The following is a 20882-nucleotide window of genomic DNA, read 5'->3' on the forward strand; positions in this document are numbered from 1 at the left end:
TTTTAGCGGGTTTGTTCTAGTGTTGCTAGTGTTTGGATGGTGTTCGAACACGCATTTTATATCTAGGTGACTTGTGCTTGGAACTGTTGGCTTGTGGATTATGCGGGTTTACAGTTTTTAATATGTAATTTAGGTAACGATACTATTATATGTAGGTTGGGATTGTGTTTGGATATATTGGAACGCGGATGACGCGGATATAGCGGATTTATTGTTTTTGGTGTGTTTTGAATAGTATTGCGCATATGTATGTAAGTATGCTGTGATTGTGTTTATCATGAGTTATGCATATAACTGCGAAGCTATACATAGATTGTGGTTGATTTTCGAGATATTGGCACGCAGATTTCACAGATTCTCACAGATTTAATGATCGTAGAGATTTTTGTATCTAATTGCTGTACAATATCTGTAAGTTGCAATTGTGTTTCGAAAAATTGGAACGCGGATGAAGCGGATTTAGGGGATTTATTGCTTTTGGTGTGTTTTGAATATAATTGCGCATATATATGTATGTATGCTGTGATTACGTTTGTATACTATTGGCACGCAGATTTCGCAGATTCTAGCAGATTTACTGATCGTAGAGAGTTTTGGATATAATTACGATACTATATAGGTAACCTGTAATTGTATTTAGATTCTATTGGAACGCGGATGACGCAGATTTCGCAGATTCTTGCAGATTGACTATTGAGGCGTGTTGGTAATTTTGATGGTACTTTTTCCTCCTATATAAAAGGTAGAAAAGAAAACAAGGTAGGGAGAATAAATCAGAGTGGTTCAAATGGTACGTAGATTTTCTCGAATACTACTACTCCCCTAGCCATGATAGCAGTGGAAATCCTTTTATGGGGATTTTTATCCCCGTAAAAGATTGAAGCGAATAGCAGGAAGTGGCTCCTAAGGAAAACAAGAATATCAAAGTGCTAAAATAGCATTGCATTTAAACCAAAGCTCAATTACCTCTTAGAATTATATTATTTTAAATTTAACCTAACACCTTAAGTACATAAAAAAACCCAGGTTCAAGGTAAAGGCTGCACTAAAATATTATAAACACAAAAAAGCCCACAAAGTTTCACTTTGTGGGCTTTAACTAAACTAAACTAATTATATTTAAAACCAATCCTATTTTAGTAGTAAAAAACCATTTAATAACCAATCGTCTAATTTATCAACTACCATAAAAAACTCACTAATCTTCTGAAACTAGGGGTCGTTCGATTTCCATTTTAACATCCATTAAAACAGCAACTCCTCTATCGTTAAACATTGTTAGGTTCAAGGTATCTAAAACTGCCAATTTATTTGACACAATACCACTGAACATGTTGTAAGAAATATTCATTTCTTTAAGATTTTTTAATTTTTCTAAATCGAAAGGAACTTGCCCATCTAAATTATTTTCAAACAAGCTCAGGTTTTCCAAGTTGCTCAATTTAGAAATATCAGCAGTCAGTTTTCCTTCTAATTTATTACTATTTAATAACACAACCTTTAATTCTTTAGCATCAAATAACTCGTTAGGAATTTGTCCTTCTAATAAATTGTTGAACAAGGCAAGCGTTTTAAGGTTTTGCAATTTACCAATTGAGGAAGGAATGTTTCCAGTGATACTATTCATGTACAGCTCTAATTTTTCTAAGCTTGTTAAATTCCCAATAATACTTGGTATTGATCCTTCTATTTTGTTAAAAGATAAATCCAAAATTCTCAACGATTTCAATGACGCTAAGGCTGTTGGAATAACTCCCTCTATCTTATTTTTATGCAAGTTAAGTTCTTCAAGATTAACCAAAGTACCAATTTCAATGGGTATTTGACCTGACAAATTATTATCTGATAAATTAATTGAAATAACTTTTTCTTGTTTTACTTTTACACCATACCAAGTATCTACTGGGGTATTTATATCCCATTTAACTTTCCAGTTTTCACCATGCGTAGATTTATATATTTTTAGTAAAACTGCTTTTTCTGAAGCCGATACATTAGCCAACAACGTTACTGATGCAAGAACTGTAAATAAAAAAGTAAAGATGTTTTTCATGGCGTGTGTTATTTTAATTTTACAATGTAAATGTAGGTAGCAAACAGATAATCAACAAATAAAATCGATAAACTGCACTAAAAAAATAAATACAAGCTAATTTATCTTACAATTATAAAAAATAGTACAATTCAATTAAAGTCCAATCAAACATCGGATAAATCAAAACCGTCAAAAGTCTACGAATTAACAAAAGAAAAATCTAACTTCTACAATTTTTCGATTGCAGAGGCTAAATTAAAATCTTTTTCTGTTAAGCCTTTTGCATCATGCGTGGTTAGGCGTAGAGAAACCTTATTGTATGTATTTGCTATTTCAGGATGATGCCCTTGCTTTTCGGCTAGAATTCCTACTTGAACCAAAAAACCCATTGCTTGAACAAAGTTTTCAAATACAAATTTCTTTTCAATCCCGTCATTATTAAAATTCCAATCGGTCAATTGTTCCAATAGTGGTGCTGCTGTTGCTGCTGAATACTTTTTCATAATTTCTAATTTTCTTAAAAATAATTAAAATTGAGTAATTCGCCTTTAGTTTTAACTTTATATATTAATTTTGCCTACCATTAATGTCCCTACTAATTTTGACTGAACCTTATACCTTCCAAATTTATTCTGCAGTTGCACAACTTCCCACAGCATGGGATTCTATTGCCGTATCCAATATCTTTCTTTCGAAAGCCTACATGGGAATTGCAGAAAAATCAGCGCCTACGAATATGCAAAGCCATTTTATTGGGGTTTTTAAGGGTTCTGATTTAGTTGGTATTGCGCTCTCTCAATTCATTAATTTGAGTGAACTAAATTCATTTGGAGAAAGAGATGCACGTTTAAAAACGACTATTAGAAATTTTGTTTTTAAAAACATTAGCTCTAAGGTCCTAGTTATTGGCAACAATATGCTTACAGGGCAAAACGGCTACTGCTTTAGTGATCAAATTACTACGGCAGATGGAATTACCATTTTAATGAAAGCTGCGATTGCATTAAAGAAAATATTATCAGCAAAAGGATTTAAGACACATCTTACTATATTTAAAGATTTTTCAGAACAAGAAATCAAGAAGACCAAACTAACCCGGTTCAAGACCTTTTACAAATTTTCTACTCAGCCCAATATGGTCTTTAACATCACCGCTGACTTAAATACATTTGATGATTATATAGATTGTTTGAATAAAAAATACCGTGATCAGTACAAAAGAGCTCGAAAAAAGGCTGATACTATATCAAAAAGGAAATTATCCCTGGAGGAAATCGTTACCTACAATTCTAGAATTCATGAGTTGTATTTAAATGTTGCCAAAAATGCTCCTTTTAACACTTTTTATTTACCCGAAAACCATTTTGAAACATTTAAGGAGTCTTTAAAAGATAAGTTTCTTTTTTATGGCTACTTTATCGAAGACGAATTGATCGGTTTCAATACCTTAATTAAAAACGGGAATGACATCGATACGTATTTTTTAGGCTATGACGATCATTACCAGCGCGAGAAAATGTTGTACTTGAATATGCTATATGATATGATTGCATATTCTATCAATAAAGGCTACAAAAAAATAATTTTTGCTAGAACAGCTTTAGAAATCAAAAGCTCGGTTGGTGCACAACCTTTAGAGATGTACGGATTAATGAAACATAGCAACTATTTTGTTAATTTGTTAGTTTCGAAAACCTTTCGCTACTTTGAACCGAAAATCGAATGGCAACAGAGAAATCCATTTAAATCGTAGTCTTGCTTTAAGGAATTGCTACTTTAATTTTTTGAGAAGAAACGGAGATCTCCAATTTAGATTCGGTTCCATGATACTCGCCATCAATTTGAAAATTAACTGGAATATTAGTTTCTATGGTTGCTTTGTCAGAAGATATGATTACAACATCATTTGTATCGTCAGGCATATTACCGGTTATGATTTTACCCATAACTAACAAATCTAAATTTTTTAAAATAATTAATTCAAAGAAGCCGTCATTCATCTTTCCATCAGGATTAATTACAACTCCCGTTCCGTATTTTTGACTATTGGCAATGACAATCATTCTTGCATCGCATTCTATACGTTCGCCATTAACCTCTATAATTGCATGAAAGAGTTCATCATCCTCTAAGAGTGTATTAATTGCTTGCATTGCATATCCCAGCTTTCCTCGAATGGTGCTGTTCTCATAATTTTTAATCAATAGTGCATTGAGCCCTAAATCACTAAGATGTAAACTTTTATTTCCGTTTATTAAAATACTATCAATAGCTATGTAGTTATTTTGAAATGCAACCAGAAGCGACTCTTCTAAATCTTTTGGTAAACCTAAATCAGTAGCTAAGCCATTAGCTGAGCCGGCGAAGAGAATTCCAAAAATAACCTCTTCATTCTCGAGAGCATCAGCAGCTAGTTTAATGGTCCCATCACCACCTGCAACAATAATCCGCTCCGGTTTGTATTGATCAAATAATGCCTTAATTTTGACCGCATCTCCAATACCTGTAGTTTCATAGGCTACAAATTTGCAGTCCTCTTGATGAGAAAATCGTTCTGCTGCAGTTATAAATTCTGCTTTATCTATCGCCCCAGATATAGGATTGACAATCATCATGACATTCTTTTTCATTAATTTACTCCTTAATTCATTAAAAAAATTTAAATTAGAACACCTTTACAAAAGTACTACAATAAATGAAGCCTATTTTAAAATTATACCGTGGTTATGCTAACGAACAAGAGTTAATTGTCATGGGGCACGTCTTTAACCCAACCAAGGCCACTGATTACGATTTTTTAGATAAAAACCTCAAAAACGCACGATCAATTATAAAATTGTTTCAGCTTAAAACATGGCCAAATGCCACCGTTTCCCTCGTACACAATAAAGTAAAAATAGTTACTAAAACATTAAACGACGGCTACTTTAAATTTTGTATACCTCTGAGTCAATTAGAATATGGCTGGATAGACTATGAAGTTAGTATTGCCTACCAAAATGAAATCATAACGAGCAGAGCGTCCTACATCCGACCTAAAATGGGCAAATTAGGAATTATTTCTGATGTTGACGACACGTTTTTAGTATCCTATACCTTAAATCCAATTAAAAAACTTTTTCATTTACTTTCTAGAAACGTAGAATCACGCAAAATATTTGAAGACGCTGCAACACATTACAGGGCTTTAAGTACGGCTGGACGAAAAGAGGCGGATGAATGGAATGCTTTTTTTTATGTTTCGAGTAGTGAATGGAATTTGTATCGGTTTTTAGTAAAATTCACTGAACTCCATCAATTACCTAAAGCGGTTTTACTTTTAAAAGATATCAAAACAAGCTTACTTGACTTTTTATGGACTGGAAGAGGCGGTCATAGCCATAAATTTGAGAAGATAAAGCACATTCTTGAATTTTACCCTAACCTTAAATATGTGCTTATTGGGGATGATTCACAGCACGATCCTAAGTTATATGGGGCTATAGCCAAAATATTTCCCTTGACTGTAAAAGCGGTTTATATAAGACAAACTGGTAGGAGTCGCAAAAAAAAGGTAACATCAACGCTTGAAAATGTTAGCAGTTTGGGTGTTGAAGTTTGCTACTTTAAGAACAGTAGCGATGCCATACTGCATTCTAAAAAAATTGGTTTGATTGATAATCAGATTGACTTTGACATTTAGCCCTGATTGCAGTGGAAAGCCCGGACGCTGGTTGTTTCGTTTTTACAGGTGACACAAAGCGACTAGAAGAAGCTCTTGTAGTGCCGTGAAAAAACAAACAACCAGTGGAGGACTTGAAACGAAAAGCAGGATTAGCTACAAAGAATCAATTTCCTCCTGCACTACTTCCCAATCTAAAAGCAACTTATCTAATTCGGCTTTTTTCTTGTTATAGGCCTTGAAAAATGCGGCGTCCTCAATATGCTTATCGTAATTAGACGTCAGCATCTTATCGTCATTTTGGATATCACGTTCGAGTTGCTTGATTTGGCTCTCTATTTTACTCAGTTTATTTTGCAAAGATTTCCCCTTCTTTTGGTCTTCGTAGGAAGCCTTGTTACTTTCTTTAGGCGCAGCGGCTTTCGCAATATCTTTTTTCTCTACTTCGCGCATGTTCTCCATGTTGCGTTGTTCTAAGAAATAGTTGATATCCCCCAGGTATTCTCGGATTTTTTGATCCTTGAATTCGTACACAATATTTGACATTCCTTGCAAGAAATCCCTATCGTGAGAAACAAGCAATAAGGTTCCGCCAAATTTTTGTAATGCTGCCTTTAGTACATTTTTGGATTTAATGTCCAAGTGATTCGTAGGCTCATCCATTAACAGGACATTGATAGGCTGCAGAAGTAATTTACACAAAGCCAAACGATTTCGCTCACCTCCTGATAATACTTTTACTTTTTTCTCTACGTCATCACCTCTAAAAAGAAACGACCCTAACATGTCACGCACCTTAGAGCGATTGGTATCAGTTGCAGCATCTTCCATGGTTTGGAGCAAAGTGATTTCGCCATCAAGATATTCGGCTTGATTTTGAGCAAAATAACCCAATTGCACATTGTGTCCTAATTTAATATTTCCGCTGTATTCAAATTCGTTAACGATTGCTTTTATAAAGGTAGATTTCCCTTGACCATTTTGACCAACGAATGCGATCTTGCTTCCGCGTTCTACTAGTAAATCGATATCTTTTAAAATCACATTATCACCGTAGGCTTTAGTCACATTCTCCGCTTCTACAACCACTTTACCTGGTTCTTTTGAAACTGGAAATGAGATATTCATTACTGAATTATCATCTTCGTCTACCTCAATGCGTTCTACTTTATCAAGTTTTTTAATTAACGATTGTGCCATGGAAGCTTTAGAAGCTTTGGCACGGAATTTCTCGATCAGTTTTTCAGTCTCCTCAATCTTTTTGGCTTGGTTTTTTTGTGTTGCCAATTGCTTTTCACGAATTTCATGACGCAACTCCAGGTATTGCGAGTAGGGCTTATTAAAGTCGTATGCTTTTCCTAACGAAATTTCAATCGTTCTATTAGTCACATTATCTAAGAACATCTTATCGTGCGAAACAATTACAACGACTCCAGGATAGTTACGAAGAAAGCTTTCTAACCAGATAATACTTTCGATATCCAGGTGATTGGTTGGCTCATCCAGCAACAATACATCATTAGCTTGTAATAACAATTTGGCTAATTCGATACGCATTCTCCATCCTCCAGAAAAAGTTTCAGTTTGATTGTTGAATACTTCACGTTTGAAACCTAAACCAAGAAGAATTTTCTCAGTATCACCAACATAATTATATCCTCCTAAAAGATCAAATCGGTGTGTGTAATCAGAGAGATCTTCAATGATTTTAGAATATTCATCACTTTCATAATCAGTTCGCGTTACCAACTGATGATTAATTTCCTCTAGCTTTTTCTCAACTATCTTAATCTCCGTAAAAGCTTCGTAGGCTTCCTCTAAAACAGTTCTTCCTTGTTCAAAATCAATATCTTGACGCAAGAAACCCATGCGGATATCTTTTTCTTGTGAAATCACCCCTGAATCAGGTTTAAAATCTCCAGCTAACATTTTAAGCATGGTCGATTTACCAGCACCATTTTTCCCTACGAGACCAACTCTATCTCCGGCTCCTAATCGAAAAGTAACCTCTTCAAATAAATATGTACCTCCAAAAGAAACCGATAAATTGTGTATATTAAGCATATATTGTGACTAATGTTACATCGGTACATTTACTAAAAATGTACCTTTGTTTAAAATTTTTGCAAATGTTAAAAAAAGGATCCAAACTAAATAGTATTTTAACAGGAACTTGTCCTAAATGCCAGAATGAGAGCATGTATTTGGACAAAAACCCGTTTAATTTGACAAACACATTGAAAATGCACGAAAAGTGCAGCCATTGTGGATTAATTTATCAAATAGAACCTTCATTTTTTTATGGGGCAATGTATGTGAGTTACGGTCTTAATGTAGCAACAGGCATAGCCGCATTTATTATTTCCTACGTTATTTTAGGAACTACATTAAAAACTGCTTTTATAGCAATTATAATTGCTCTAATTATTCTATTCCCGTACGTTTTAAGATGGGCAAGAAACATTTATATCAACATGTTTGTATCTTATAACCCTAATTGGGATAAAGAATAAAACCTAGTTCATTTTTTTATAAAACCGCTCGATATCAATTACTGGATCAAGCGGTTTTTTTAATTCTATCCATTCAAATAAAGCTTTTGCCATCGCAGGTCCCAACATTACACCACGAGTACCTAAACCGTTAAGTATATGTACTGCTGCGTGATCGCGATGTGTACCAATTAATGGTCTGCGATCTTTTACCGTTGGTCGAACTCCTGCGAAATGCTGTTTGATTGTAAAATCACAACTAATGATTTCCTTGATCCTGTCTATTAATTCCTGCTTACCTTCGGTTGTAGGCATATTAGTTTTATCTTTCCAATTGTAGGTTGCTCCTACTTTAAACAAATTGTTCCCGAGGGGCAATATAAATACACTTGTATTCACAATTACGTCTAAATCAAGTTCTTTTGCCTCAATTATGAATAACTCCCCCTTAGTACCATCGAGAGGAAGAGTATTAAAATAAGGATTAGAATGCATTCCAAAACCTTCAGCAAAGATGATTTGTTTCGCTTCAATACCATTGTAGTTTACTCCTGAATCAGTAAATACCAAATTATCATAGAGAAAGGATTCTTTAAACAATAGAAAACGTTCATCTAGATACTCTTTGTACTTTTCGAGCAGCAAGGCAGAATCGACATAACCAGACTGTAAAACCTGTCCATAATTATAGGGAGATTCGATCCCTGCAAATTTGGTATGAACTAATTCTGTCGATAAAAATGGAGCTAAAGCGAGTTTGTCAGAAGCCGCAAACCAATTATTTTGTTCTTCGATAGAGAAAAATTTCCGAAGAATAGGCGTTTTAAAATCTACCGTACTATTTATTTTATTTTCAATGTTGCGATAAAAACTACGCATTAAATCCAGCTGCTCTTGCGCTTGCCATACTTCACTAAATCGCTTTAAAATTACAGGATTATATAATCCACCAGCAATTTTGGAAGAACTCTGCGAAGCATTATCAAAGACCACAATAGTTTTATTATGTTCCAACGCTATTTCTGCAAAGGCTATTCCTGCTAAACCTGATCCAACAATAATATAGTCTGTCATAAAAAATATAAAACACAAAGGTACTTTTATAAAACAAAAAACTCCTACCGTTAGGTAAGAGTTTTTGTTAGGTAGATAACTATATTAGTAATTCCACATATCTTGTTCGAAATTTCGAATTTTTTCTTTAACACGTTCAGATTCTAGTAACTGGCTCTGAGCGTTGTCTTTCATGTAATCTTTGATCTCTCTATCACCATAAACGTTTTCTTCTTTATATATAACGCTATTGAAATGTCTTGAGTTAAGCAATTGATCAAATGAAATAGGCATAGCCGAGTTGCGATCATTAAATGCCTTGGCATCGTGAAGTACTTCTCTTGCCGCGGGAAAAAATATCCAAAATAATTCAATATAATCCTTTTCATCGCTGTTCATAGTATATACGTCTGGTGTAATCGGACAAATACCTAAAAGACGGTATTTCAATTCACTTTGACGTTTATCAAAATACCAATATCCTTTTATTTTATATTGAGTAACATCCTGAGCGGTTAAATCAGATCTCATTATATACTCATCAGAAACTTTTTGACCAGCATTTATCTGTTCTCTTCCAGCATCAGTTGTGTCAATCCTACTCAATGCCGCTTCTATATCTTTAAAAGACTTTTTGGTGTTAAAATAACTATCTGAATATACTTCAGTTATGTCACCATTACGAACTGCTTTAGTTAAGACATCATATAAAGACCTACGATCTGAACCAACATTCGCCGTATCTATGGGAAAATACAACGGAAAATTGATTTTTTCACTTAAATCAATGATCTCCCAAGTCATTTTACCCATAAGAACATCTCTATCGTGAACGTATCCATAAGCCAAAGGCTTGTCATTGTCAGATATTAACTGGGCAGCCGTTTTCAAACCTATTTCCTCAGGAATTTTTGCATTTAGCAAATTAGATTGAGCAAATGAAGCCAAACCTGTACTGAAAGTAATAAGAGCTATTAAAAATTTCTTTGCGTTCATCATAGTATAGTTAAAATATCGCAGACTTTTTAAGCCAACTTCTTTATTATTGTATTTCAAAAATTACCGGAGCTGTTCGTGGTAACAAGTAACTTCCAGCACCAACTAATTTTGTTTTAATTTCTGAAATGGTTACCTGATCTCCTCTTCCAGCTTTTGCAAGAACCGCTTTACATTGTGCATTTAACCTATCACCTTGCACGACAACTGTAGGCTGTCCTGTAATTTTTAAATTAAATCCAACAACATTTAAACCAACTTCAAAATCAAAATCTTCTAATTTAGCTCCAATAGTTGCAATTTCTAAATTTGACTTAGGTCCTTTTACAACACCTGTTTCTCCTCTAATTGTTCCTGTTGGACCTGGAATTCCTTTTATTCTATATACTCTCTTGTCAGTTGCAACCTTTCCGTCAGACATTTTACCTGAAACATTGATTACTACTTCATTTCCACCTTGTGGGCTCATGTTGTATTTTCCATTTCCAACTTTAGACAAACCTGGAGCAGATGCACTAACATCGCTGTCAGAAATCCCAGCGAATGAAATAGACATTGGATTAACAACACCTCTGTACACAACATTCATTTTATCAGCAGAAATCGTAGCTGAATTTGGTCTTGGAACCACAACATATTTACCTGTAAATTTTAATGGAATCGTTTTACCATCTTCAACAAAAGTAAATTGTCCAGCAATACTTTGCTCTCCAACTCCACCTGCAGTCAAAGCAATTTTAGCTTGACCCGTTGCAGGATCTAATTTAGCACCTGTAACACTTGTTGGTTTTGTATTTTCGTCATAACGACCCAAAACTACTTTACCCGTAACTGGTTCTCCTTGGAAATAGGCATTCTTATCTAATACTACAATTGCTTGATAGTTACTGTAAGATGCAGCAGCTACAGCCGCCTTACCTAATGCAGCACTATAAACATCAGATTCCGCTTTTTTAACGTCATTTTGCCAAGCAGATAGCTTTGCAACTGATGCTACAGCAGGAAATCCTTTAAAATGATAAGACAAATACTTAATTGTAACTCCTTCGCTATCTTTAACGTCAGAAACATCAAATTTGCTATCTATATCACTTATAATAGCTGCATATTTTTTATCTGTTCCAACAGCTGCTTTCATATCAGCCTTGTATTTATTAATCGTCGCGATAATCTCCGTTCCTCTAGCAGAATATCCTTCACCAAGAAACCAACTATCAATATTATCTCCCTTATCCATTTCCTCGTAAGGTAATTTACCTGTCTTCGAGTCTACTTCAAATCCGTTTAAAACTTCCGTTTTTAAAGTTCCAATATAATCGTAAAATTGTTTAGTAGCAGTTTCTACCTTGTGAGCAGTAACATCTGCAAGGGCAAATTCACCTTTTGCTTCAGCAGCTTTGGCGTCTAAAGCCGACAACATTTGCTCGTTTGATAACTTTGAAGTTTCATTAGAGCTTTCAAATTTTTCATTCATTAAACCAAAAGCAGATAAAACTTCTTTTGACATATTCATTGCTAACATAGCGATAAAAACCAAGTACATTAGGTTAATCATCTTCTGTCTAGGGGTTAGTTTTCCTCCTGCCATATTTTCTAATAATTAGTTAGTTGTTATTAAATAGTTCGAAACTAATTATCCTTTATTACTCATTGCAGATAACATACCACCATAAACTCCATTTAAAGAAGAAAGGTTAGACGTTAATGATTGCATTTGCTCTTTTAATTTTACATTGTTCTCAGCAACTTCTTCATTAATTTGAGCATTTCTTGAAGCGCTTTGTAATTGAATTTTATACAAGCTATTTAACGATTCCATTTGTGCAGCAGCAGTAGTTAACTCTTCACTATATTTTTTAGTAGCAGCAATTCCATCAGCAGCAGGAGCAATTCCTTTAGCAGCTGATTCAAAGTTTTTGATACTATTACCTAAGCTTGCCATTAATTCTCCATCAATTTTAGCATCTTTTAACATTGCATCTAATTTTTGAGAAAGCATTCCTTGAGTATCTGTAGGAGTTTCTATTTTAGCTTTTGCTTTAGCTGGACCTTTAACGCCATTTGCTAATTCTGGATATACAAGTGTCCAATCTAATTCATCATCAACAGGCTCAAAAGCAGATAATGCGAAAATAAGTGCCTCAGTTAATAAACCTACTGAAAGCATTACAGTACCCGTTAAAGGTCCTAATTCAAAGTGAGTGATTTTAAAAAGAGCTCCTACGATAACTACTGCAGCTCCCATTCCGTATGCAAAATTCATTGTTTTTTTTCCTAGTAATGCCATAATTTTAATATTTAATTTTTGATTTGGTTTTATAATAAATTGGGGAATTATTTTCTTTTATTCTTCGTAGCGCTAGCCGTAGTTTCCACTCCCATATAGTCCTGAACCGTTCTAAATCCAATGTAGCTTCTAGCAGAATCGGCATATTCATAATCTCTCGTGCTGACTTGTAGAAAATAAGCAACATCTTTCCACGAACCTCCTCTTACAACTTTTCTTTTGTTGGATGTATTAAATACATTTGGATTCATAGTAGAAACGTATTCATAGGCATTGGCATCATAACTATCATCCGTCCATTCCGAGACATTACCTGCCATGTTATACAAATTATAACCGTTTGGTTCATATGATTTAGCCTCTACTGTATAAAGAGCATTATCAGCAGCATAATCCCCACGACTTGGTTTAAAGTTGGCTAAAAAGCAACCTCGGTCACTTTTAGTATAAGGACCTCCCCATGGGTATGTAGCAGATTCTAAACCTCCTCTAGCTGAGTACTCCCACTCGGCTTCGGATGGTAATCTAAATTGATTTACCAAGTCATGCCCTTTTTTCTTCGCTTTGATATAGGTATTTTTAGCTAACGTCCTCCACGCGCAAAACGCTTTGGCTTGCGTCCATTTAACACCTACAACTGGATAATCTCCATATGCCTTATGCCAAAAATAGTCATTATGCATCGGCTCATTGTAAGAATAAGCAAAATCCTTAATCCATACAGTAGTGTCCGGATAAACTTTCACTTCTTCCGTTTTGATGAAATCTTTGCGATTTCCTACTTTAGCCTTTGCAGCAGCCTGAATATCCATCCATGAGTAACGGAATTTTAACTTATTAACATCTATCGTTCTCAAACCATTGTACGACGCCTCGATAGGTAAATACATAGAATCCATTACCTCAACATATGCTTCATCTGGATAAAGCTTAGGATCTTTTATTAATTTAACTTTTTTATTAAGCTTTCTACCTGCATACGGATCATCTGCGGTTCCTATACTGTAATAATTGTCATACATGTATTTATCATAAGCTGTCATTTTCTCTGGGTCAGCATCATTAAATGCGAAATCTCCAATACTTCCACCCTTATTTCCTTTACCATCTCCTGGTTTTGCGCCATTCATATCAGCCATGATTGCCAAACGAACTCTCATAGTTGAATCTTTAACCCATTCTACAAATTGACGGTATTCACTATTTGTGATTTCGGTTTCGTCCATATAAAATGAACGCACTGTAACCGTTTTTGTTGGAGCGTCTTGAATGTCAGCCAAATCATCATCTGATTTACCCATTATAAATGCCCCACCAGGAACAAGGGTCATACCATAAGGTTTTTCAGGATTCCATTTCTGCCCTTTAATACCCACTAATTCACCTTTATCACTTGATCGACCACAACCAATTAACAAGGTTAAAATTGCCATAAATGCAATGAACTTCTTCATAAAAATTTGGGTTATATTCATTATTTTTTAAGTCTGTAAACCTATCTAAAATTTATTAATAAAACAATATTTTTTCTCTTAAAATAAAAACCTCATCAAAATTAGAGTTAAATAAATTATAAAAAAAATATTTTACCGATAAAAAGCATAAAAAAACGATAAAATACATATTTATCAGATAAACTACTATATTTTAACTAATTCTACTCTTCAAATACCAGATAAATGCCTTCTTTAATTAAATCGAAATTAATTTCTAATTAAATGGTGTTTTTTCTCTGTGCTTTCCACCATCTCTCAGGCAATTCCTGATTGCAAGCTGCCAAATATTCATCATGAGAACAAGGTAATAACGTATTCCTTTTTAATTTATTATTAACATTTGAAATAAAAGGTATTTCGATCCACCATCTTTCAGTTTTATCACTTTTGTAAAACACTAGTGTATCCTCATCGATGGGTACAATATACTTGATATAGTTTTCTCTACTTCCAAAAGGATATTCATTGGAACGGTAATGAAACCCTTCTATAAAATACCAAATAATTTGCGCTACTACAGGGGATTCTTGTTGTGAGCTGCCTTGATTAAACACACCAAACGCAGATACTTTATCACTAATTCCGGCATATCGTGCCAAAGAACATATTTCTTTACCATTAAATCCGTTAGGAACAAAAGAGCTGAAATTCCCAGAGTCCGATGACTTAACCGAGTTTAAATCCACACTAACAATATCAGCATCACGGAAAACTGGTTCCGCTAAAGCAATATTATTTGAAATTTCGCCTAAACGATAAGCGTCAAAAAACAATTTTTCGATTAGATCAATTTCTTCTTGTGAATTATAGTAGGTTTGATAACCAACATTACAGTAGTTGAACAAATTATTAGGTTCATCAATGATAATCTTAGTCAAGTATGAAGCAGCTGATACGTTTTCGTTTTCTTTACCAAAATCAAATTTACTATCAATCGCAACCAAGTTAACCATTTGTTCCAATTCATCGTACGCTCGATACATGCCATAGGTAAGATCTTGTGAACCCCCTATTACAATTGGTATTATCTTATTTTTGATCAAATTAGCTACTACTTTTTTAAGTGCAAAATAGGTGTCATCAATTGAGTTACCTTGAACAATATCACCTAGATCAGCAATTGAAGCATCCCAATTACCGGGAAACATTGCATATAATTCCTGACGGATTGCCGTTAAATCAACCAATTTAGAGCTGTCGATACCACGGTTTTCTAAAACCCCGACGATAGCAATATTGATCTTATTTACATCTGGAAATTGATCTTTAGTATGAAAAACTATTTTGCTCCCTAATTGTTGCGGGGTAAGTGTATTAACTGCCTCCAAAAAATCATCCGTAAGAGGGGATAGAAAATCGAATTCCATTGTATGTGTTTTAATCGCCTTTTTTACAATTTAAAAAAGGCGAGAGCTAGTATCTTTTCTTGTATTATTTCTTTTTCGCAGCGGCTTTTTTAGCTGCTGGCTTTTTGGCTGCTGTAGTTTTTTTGGCTGGCGCCTTTTTGGCTGCAGCTTTTTTAGCAGGTGTTTTTTTAGCGATCATTTCTTGCACCTCTTCCAAAGTCAATTTGGTCGCATCCACATCCTTGCTTAGTTCGATTTTGATTTTACCCTTGGTAATAACCGAACGTCCCCAACGTGCTTTCTCTACCAGAATACCTTCGTCTTCCCAATTGTGAAGCACTTTATCGATATTCTTTTGAATTTTATCTTCAATTAAAGCTTCGATATCTTGTTGTGATAAGTTGTCAAAGTTATATTTCTTACTTACGTTGATAAACAAGCCATCCCATTTGATAAAAGGACCAAAACGACCGGTTCCTTTTTGAACACCTTCACCTTTGTAAACGGCTATTGGAGCATCAGCAAGTGCTTTTTCATCGATTAATTCTTTAGCACGATTAAAATCTACATCCAATGGATTCTCTCCTCTTGGCAAAGAAATAAAAGCAGCTCCATGACGAATGTAAGGTCCATATCGACCATTACTCACCTCTACTTCAGCTTCTTTGTACTCTCCTAAATTTTTAGGTAGCAAGAATAAATTTAATGCTTCTTCAAGTGTGATTGTACCTATATTTTGCTCGTTCATCAAACTAGCAAATTTTTTCTCTTCGTCCTCGGCATCGCCAATTTGAGCCATGGGTCCAAATTTACCTAAACGAACAGATACCGGTTTACCCGATGCTGGATCTGTACCCAAGATACGTTCTCCACTTTCACGTTCAGCATTCGCTTCGACATCTTTCACTGTTGGATGAAATTGATCGTAAAACTCTTTCATCATTACTGACCAATCTACATTTCCTTCGGCTATTTCGTCAAAGTCTTGCTCGACCTTAGCTGTAAAGTTGTAATCTAATATATTACCGAAATTCTTAACCAAGAAATCCGTGACAATTGTTCCAATATCTGTAGGAACTAATTTTCCTTTATCTGAACCTGTATTTTCTTTCAGTAACTTCTCCCCTACTTTATTTGCTTGTAAAGTAAGTTGCGTATAGTTGCGTTCTTGACCATCAAGATTTCCTTTTTCAACGTAGTTTCTATTGATAATAGTAGAAATAGTTGGCGCATAAGTCGATGGACGACCAATACCTAGTTCCTCTAATTTCTTTACTAACGATGCTTCAGTATAACGTGCTGGTGGCCTTGAATATCTTTCAGTAGCAGTGATGTAATTGTTTAAAAGTTTCTCGTTCACTTTCATTGCAGGAAGCATTCCTTCTTGCTCTTCTTCATCATCATCGTGCCCTTCAAGGTACACTTTTAGGAAACCTTCAAAAAGCAAAACCTCACCAGAAGCTGTAAATAATTCATCATGATTATTTGCTTCGATCTTAACATTAGTTCTTTCTAGCTGCGCATCACTCATTTGAGAGGCTAATGTTCTTTTCCAGATTAAATCATATAAACGGGCTTGGTCTCTATCGATATTTACGGTATGACGCGACATATCAGTTGGACGAATCGCCTCGTGTGCCTCTTGAGCACCTTTACTTTTATTGGTGAAAGTTCTTGGCTTAGAGAATTCCTTACCATAGGATTTGATGATTTCAGCTTGAGCTGCTTCCATAGCATCCTTAGATAAGTTCACACTATCCGTTCTCATATAGGTGATTAATCCGGCCTCGTACAAACGCTGTGCTAATTGCATTGTTATTCCAACTGGCAAATACAGTTTTCTCGCTGCCTCTTGTTGCAAGGTCGAAGTCGTAAATGGACCTGTTGGAGATTTTTTGGTTGGTTTGGTTTCTAAATCAGAAACCTTGTATGTTGAACCTATGTTTTTATTTAAAAAATCTTCGGCTTCTTTCTTGGTATTAAAATTTTTAGGTAGCTTAGCTTTGAACGCCTTTCCGGCTTCGTTGGTAAACTCAGCTACTACTGAATAGGTGGCAACTGCATTAAAATTTTGAATATCACGTTCTCTTTCTACTATCAATCGAACCGATACTGATTGCACGCGACCAGCTGATAGTCCACCTTTTATTTTTCTCCAAAGTACAGGCGACAATTCGTAACCCACTAAACGGTCTAATACCCTACGGGCTTGTTGTGCGTTCACTAAATTATAATCGATTTCACGGGGATTATCGATTGCTTTAAGAATCGCGTTTTTTGTAATTTCGTGAAAAACGATACGCTTTGTTTTTTTAGAATCTAGTTTTAGCTCCTCAGCTAAATGCCAAGAAATAGCCTCACCCTCGCGATCCTCATCACTTGCTAGCCAAACCATTTCGGCTTTTTTAGCTAATCCTTTTAATTTAGTAACTAAGGCTTTTTTATCTGCTGAAACTTCATATTTTGGTTTAAAACCATTCTCTACATCTACACCAATCTCCTTTGAAGGCAAGTCGGCGATATGCCCATAACTTGACTCGACTTGATAATCACTTCCTAGAAATTTCTCGATTGTTTTTGCCTTTGCAGGGGACTCCACTATTACTAAATTCTTTGCCATAGGTCTATTTTTCTGGGACAAAAGTAGAAGTTTTTTTTAAATATAGCGCTTTTCAAACCAATTTAGACTCATTTCAGATCTCACATTATATATAGGTAGGGATTGAATTTTGATTTTTAGCCCTGATTGCAGTGAAAAGCCCACAGCAGTTTAAGCTTGCTTTCCTGTTTTAAAAAAGCGACCAAAGGAAGCTCTTTTTAAAACAAAGGAAAGCGGCTTTAAAGTGCGAGGACTTGAAACGAAAAGCAGGATTAGCTCCTGAAAAACAACAAACGATATTGTCTTGTCGCGCTTGTTTCCAATGCCTACGGACTAAAAAACGGGTCTTAACTAATTTAAAATTAAAAACATACTGAGCCTGAGCATAGCTCATAAAATCGCTAATTAAAATCTTCAAATTATGTTAATTCTTCATCTGACATCTTGTCATATTTGTTGGAATTGCTGTATCTTTGCGTTTTGAAATTATATAATGGAAAAGATTATTGAAGAAGGCAAACAAGGGGAAGCGCTTGTTTTAGAGAATAAAGTGGGAAATACTAAAAAACTATTTATCGAAAGTTATGGCTGCGCTATGAATTTTTCGGATAGTGAGATTGTAGCTTCCATATTATCTGAAAATGGATATAACACGACTCAAACGCTTGAAGATGCCGATTTAGTTTTGGTAAACACCTGTTCCATTCGGGACAAAGCGGAACAAACGGTTCGTAAAAGATTAGAAAAATATAATGCCGTAAAGCGCATCAACCCAAAAATGAAAGTTGGTGTACTTGGCTGTATGGCGGAGCGATTGAAGAGTCAGTTTCTTGAAGAAGAAAAAATTGTTGATCTCGTTGTAGGTCCTGACGCTTACAAAGACTTACCAAATTTATTAGCAGAGGTTGAAGAAGGTCGCGACGCTATCAATGTGATTTTATCGAAAGATGAAACATACGGAGATATTTCGCCAGTGCGATTGATGAGTAACGGAATTACTGCATTAGTATCAATCACTCGTGGTTGTGATAATATGTGTACCTTTTGCGTGGTACCATTTACTCGCGGTCGTGAACGTAGCCGTGAGCCGCAAAGCATCATGAAGGAAATTCAGGATTTATGGGACAAAGGCTTCAAGGAAATCACCCTTTTAGGTCAAAATGTGGATAGCTACCTTTGGTACGGTGGTGGATTGAAAAAAGATTTTGCTACCGCCTCAGAAATGCAAAAAGCAACTGCAGTAGACTTTGATCAACTACTTGAAATGGTTGCCCTAGGTTTCCCAAAGATGCGCATTCGCTTTTCGACTTCGAACCCGCAAGACATGCACGAGAGTGTACTGCATGTTATTGCAAAGTACAATAATATTTGCAAGCACATTCACTTGCCTGTACAATCAGGGAGCAACCGTATTTTGAAAGAAATGAATCGATTGCATACCCGTGAGGAATACATGACTTTGATTGATAAAATCCGAACTATAATTCCGAATAGCTCTATATCACAAGATATGATCGCGGGTTTCCCAACAGAAACGGAGCAAGATCACCAAGATACTTTGAGCTTAATGGAGTATGTAAAATATAATTTTGGTTATATGTATTCGTATTCTGAGCGTCCTGGAACTTTGGCAGGAAGAAAAATGGAAGACGATGTCACTGATGAAACTAAAGCAAGACGCCTACAAGAAATCGTAGACTTGCAACAAAAACACGCTTGGGCACGATCAGAAGAATTCATTGGTCAAACGGTAGAGGTTTTGGTCGAAAAAGTTTCTAAGAAATCGACTGAGGAATTTTCAGGGAGAAACTCGCAAAGCATTACCGTGGTTTTCCCAAAGGAGAATTATAAAATAGGTGATTTTGTAAATGTAAAAATTACAAGTTGTACTAGTGGGACTTTAAAAGGGGAAGCAGTTGGATTGAGTGATATGAACTAAAAAAATGTTTAAGGTTTGAAAGTAACATAGTAAATGGATTAAATTTTGGCTTGCGAACTTTTTTAAGCGTTTTGATTTTTATTTGCCACAGATTTCAGGGATTAAAAAGATTTTATTTTTCGATTTTGAAAATACATTATTTTTAATAAATATAATTTCTTGATTTGGTAATTGAAGTAGGAAGGACAAGACAAGCATTTATCAAGTAAGTATAATTCAAAAAAATAAACTATGGATGGATATAGACAGGAAGATACCTATAAAATTATCGGTATTTGTATGGAAGTCCACAGAAATTTGGGTCCTGGTCTATTAGAAATCGTTTACAAAGATGCACTTGAAATTGAATTTAAAAACAATACTATCTCTTTTGAAAGAGAAAAAGAATTCGCTATCAATTACAAAGGGACAATATTGCCACATAAATTTTATGCTGATTTTGTTATCGATAACGACATCGTGTTAGAAATTAAAGCGGTAAAAGAATTCTCAAATGAGCATGTTGCTCAAATGATTAATTATTTAAAATTAGCAAATTCAGATATTGGCTTATTGGTAAACTTTCAGACAAAGTCACCACAATACAAAAGGTATACATTATAACGTGGTCAAAAAAATTATGAAAATCTTTTTAATCTGTGGCAAAAACAAAAAATAAATAAAACTTCAAACTAAAAAACAATGGAGTCTATTCAAAATATAAAGCAGCGATTTGAGATTATTGGGAATGATCCAAAGCTAAATCGCGCTATTGAAAAAGCAATTCAGGTTGCACCTACCGACATCTCTGTACTTGTTGTAGGAGAAAGTGGTGTTGGTAAAGAGAGTATTCCTAAAATCATACACTCTTTATCCCACAGAAAACACGGAAAATATATCGCTGTTAACTGCGGTGCTATTCCCGAAGGAACAATCGACAGTGAACTTTTTGGACACGAAAAAGGCGCTTTTACTGGTGCAACTAGCACACGTGAAGGT

At 35.0% G+C, this 20882-nt stretch carries 17 protein-coding genes; 6 read left to right on the top strand and 11 right to left on the bottom strand.

Annotation, left to right across the window (positions count from 1 at the left end):
* Window positions 1–1198: 1198 nt before the first annotated feature.
* Window positions 1199–2053: a leucine-rich repeat domain-containing protein gene (locus P8M54_RS12225; RefSeq protein ID WP_300288179.1), complete on the bottom strand. Its 855-nt coding sequence runs from the start codon at window positions 2051–2053 to the stop codon at window positions 1199–1201.
* A gap of 209 nt (window positions 2054–2262) precedes the next feature.
* Window positions 2263–2538: a 4a-hydroxytetrahydrobiopterin dehydratase gene (locus P8M54_RS12230; RefSeq protein WP_300288181.1), complete on the bottom strand. Its 276-nt coding sequence runs from the start codon at window positions 2536–2538 to the stop codon at window positions 2263–2265.
* Window positions 2539–2621: 83 nt separating this feature from the next.
* Between P8M54_RS12230 and P8M54_RS12235 the strand changes: the two genes are divergently transcribed.
* The gene (locus tag P8M54_RS12235) at window positions 2622–3788 is read left to right on the top strand and encodes a GNAT family N-acetyltransferase (RefSeq protein WP_300288183.1); all 1167 of its coding nucleotides are present in this window, start codon (window positions 2622–2624) and stop codon (window positions 3786–3788) included.
* 7 nt (window positions 3789–3795) lie between these two features.
* Here P8M54_RS12235 and P8M54_RS12240 read toward each other — a convergent pair whose 3' ends face one another.
* The gene (locus P8M54_RS12240) at window positions 3796–4665 is read right to left on the bottom strand and encodes a diacylglycerol kinase family protein (protein WP_300288186.1); all 870 of its coding nucleotides are present in this window, start codon (window positions 4663–4665) and stop codon (window positions 3796–3798) included.
* A 65-nt stretch (window positions 4666–4730) separates the two neighbouring features.
* Between P8M54_RS12240 and P8M54_RS12245 the strand changes: the two genes are divergently transcribed.
* Window positions 4731–5717, top strand: a complete 987-nt coding sequence (locus P8M54_RS12245) for an App1 family protein (protein ID WP_300288188.1) — start codon at window positions 4731–4733, stop codon at window positions 5715–5717.
* 135 nt (window positions 5718–5852) lie between these two features.
* Here P8M54_RS12245 and P8M54_RS12250 read toward each other — a convergent pair whose 3' ends face one another.
* A complete protein-coding gene (locus P8M54_RS12250; RefSeq protein WP_300288189.1) occupies window positions 5853–7760 on the bottom strand; it encodes an ABC-F family ATP-binding cassette domain-containing protein in 1908 nt (635 codons plus the stop codon).
* A 65-nt stretch (window positions 7761–7825) separates the two neighbouring features.
* Here P8M54_RS12250 and P8M54_RS12255 point away from each other — a divergent pair, with 65 nt between their 5' ends.
* A complete protein-coding gene (locus P8M54_RS12255; RefSeq protein WP_300288190.1) occupies window positions 7826–8209 on the top strand; it encodes a DUF983 domain-containing protein in 384 nt (127 codons plus the stop codon).
* Window positions 8210–8212: 3 nt separating this feature from the next.
* On the opposite strand, the gene P8M54_RS12260 is transcribed toward P8M54_RS12255, so the two are convergent.
* The 7 genes from P8M54_RS12260 to topA form a co-directional block, all read right to left on the bottom strand.
* Window positions 8213–9262 (bottom strand): FAD-binding oxidoreductase, encoded by a 1050-nt coding sequence (locus P8M54_RS12260; RefSeq protein WP_300288191.1) that lies wholly within the window; start codon window positions 9260–9262, stop codon window positions 8213–8215.
* An 84-nt stretch (window positions 9263–9346) separates the two neighbouring features.
* Window positions 9347–10237: a gliding motility protein GldN gene (gldN, locus tag P8M54_RS12265; RefSeq protein WP_300288192.1), complete on the bottom strand. Its 891-nt coding sequence runs from the start codon at window positions 10235–10237 to the stop codon at window positions 9347–9349.
* A 46-nt stretch (window positions 10238–10283) separates the two neighbouring features.
* Window positions 10284–11825 (bottom strand): gliding motility protein GldM, encoded by a 1542-nt coding sequence (gene gldM, locus P8M54_RS12270; protein WP_300288193.1) that lies wholly within the window; start codon window positions 11823–11825, stop codon window positions 10284–10286.
* Window positions 11826–11870: 45 nt separating this feature from the next.
* Window positions 11871–12524 (bottom strand): gliding motility protein GldL, encoded by a 654-nt coding sequence (gldL, locus tag P8M54_RS12275; protein WP_300288194.1) that lies wholly within the window; start codon window positions 12522–12524, stop codon window positions 11871–11873.
* 47 nt (window positions 12525–12571) lie between these two features.
* On the bottom strand, window positions 12572–13978 hold the full coding sequence (gene gldK / locus P8M54_RS12280) for a gliding motility lipoprotein GldK (protein WP_300288195.1): 1407 nt from the start codon (window positions 13976–13978) through the stop codon (window positions 12572–12574).
* 260 nt (window positions 13979–14238) lie between these two features.
* Window positions 14239–15387 (bottom strand): formimidoylglutamase, encoded by a 1149-nt coding sequence (locus P8M54_RS12285; RefSeq protein ID WP_300288196.1) that lies wholly within the window; start codon window positions 15385–15387, stop codon window positions 14239–14241.
* Between the two features lie 64 nt (window positions 15388–15451).
* Window positions 15452–17986, bottom strand: coding sequence for a type I DNA topoisomerase (topA, locus tag P8M54_RS12290; protein ID WP_300288197.1), 2535 nt, complete (start codon window positions 17984–17986; stop codon window positions 15452–15454).
* Window positions 17987–18458: 472 nt separating this feature from the next.
* On the opposite strand from topA, the gene miaB reads away from it, so the two are divergent.
* The 3 genes from miaB to P8M54_RS12305 form a co-directional block, all read left to right on the top strand.
* A complete protein-coding gene (gene miaB, locus P8M54_RS12295) occupies window positions 18459–19904 on the top strand; it encodes a tRNA (N6-isopentenyl adenosine(37)-C2)-methylthiotransferase MiaB (RefSeq protein WP_300288198.1) in 1446 nt (481 codons plus the stop codon).
* Between the two features lie 231 nt (window positions 19905–20135).
* Window positions 20136–20507: a GxxExxY protein gene (locus P8M54_RS12300; protein ID WP_300288200.1), complete on the top strand. Its 372-nt coding sequence runs from the start codon at window positions 20136–20138 to the stop codon at window positions 20505–20507.
* 78 nt (window positions 20508–20585) lie between these two features.
* The coding region (locus tag P8M54_RS12305; RefSeq protein ID WP_300288202.1) for a sigma 54-interacting transcriptional regulator at window positions 20586–20882 on the top strand (297 nt) is incomplete at its 3' end.

This window comes from Flavobacterium sp., from assembly GCF_029242675.1.
Lineage (GTDB): Bacteria > Bacteroidota > Bacteroidia > Flavobacteriales > Flavobacteriaceae > Flavobacterium.